The organism is Streptomyces sp. NPDC014864 (assembly GCF_043081525.1).
Classification (GTDB): Bacteria; Actinomycetota; Actinomycetes; order Streptomycetales; family Streptomycetaceae; genus Streptomyces.
Window position 1 is genome coordinate 1 of the sequence record NZ_JBIBWT010000050.1, and the last position, 1,348, is coordinate 1,348.

Genomic DNA, 1,348 nt, shown 5'->3' on the forward strand with positions numbered 1-1,348 from the left:
CGGCCTACACCCTTACCCCGGGACAACCACCGCCCGGGATGGACTACCTTCCTGCGTCACCCCATCACTCACCTACTAACCGCTTGGTCCGGCGGCTCCACCACTCCGAGATTGTCCGAAGACGCACCCGGCGGTTTCACGGCCTTAGCATCACGATGCTCGATGTTTGACGCTTCACAGCGGGTACCGGAATATCAACCGGTTATCCATCGACTACGCCTGTCGGCCTCGCCTTAGGTCCCGACTTACCCTGGGCAGATCAGCTTGACCCAGGAACCCTTAGTCAATCGGCGCACACGTTTCTCACGTGTGAATCGCTACTCATGCCTGCATTCTCACTCGTCAACCGTCCACGACTACCTTCCAGTGCCGCTTCACCCGGCAGACGACGCTCCCCTACCCATCACAGCCGGCGTTGGCCGTTATGCTGCAATGACACGACTTCGGCGGTACGCTTGAGCCCCGCTACATTGTCGGCGCGGAATCACTAGACCAGTGAGCTATTACGCACTCTTTCAAGGGTGGCTGCTTCTAAGCCAACCTCCTGGTTGTCTGTGCGACTCCACATCCTTTCCCACTTAGCGTACGCTTAGGGGCCTTAGTCGATGCTCTGGGCTGTTTCCCTCTCGACCATGGAGCTTATCCCCCACAGTCTCACTGCCGCGCTCTCACTTACCGGCATTCGGAGTTTGGCTAAGGTCAGTAACCCGGTAGGGCCCATCGCCTATCCAGTGCTCTACCTCCGGCAAGAAACACACGACGCTGCACCTAAATGCATTTCGGGGAGAACCAGCTATCACGGAGTTTGATTGGCCTTTCACCCCTAACCACAGGTCATCCCCCAGGTTTTCAACCCTGGTGGGTTCGGTCCTCCACGAAGTCTTACCTCCGCTTCAACCTGCCCATGGCTAGATCACTCCGCTTCGGGTCTTGAGCGTGCTACTGAAACGCCCTATTCGGACTCGCTTTCGCTACGGCTTCCCCACCCGGGTTAACCTCGCAACACACCGCAAACTCGCAGGCTCATTCTTCAAAAGGCACGCAGTCACGAGAACGTGCAAGCACGTTCCGACGCTCCCACGGCTTGTAGGCACACGGTTTCAGGTACTATTTCACTCCCCTCCCGGGGTACTTTTCACCATTCCCTCACGGTACTATCCGCTATCGGTCACCAGGGAATATTTAGGCTTAGCGGGTGGTCCCGCCAGATTCACACGGGATTTCTCGGGCCCCGTGCTACTTGGGTGTCTCTCAAACGAGCCGCTGACGTTTCGACTACGGGGGTCTTACCCTCTACGCCGGACCTTTCGCATGTCCTTCGCCTACATCAACGGTTTCTGACTCGTCT

The 1,348-nt window shown here is 57.5% G+C and carries 1 rRNA gene (cut by a window edge); it reads right to left on the reverse strand.

Annotation, left to right across the window (positions count from 1 at the left end):
* Positions 1–1,348, reverse strand: a 23S ribosomal RNA gene (locus ACF1A5_RS33785); its annotated part runs 181 nt beyond the window's last position; the annotation flags it as partial.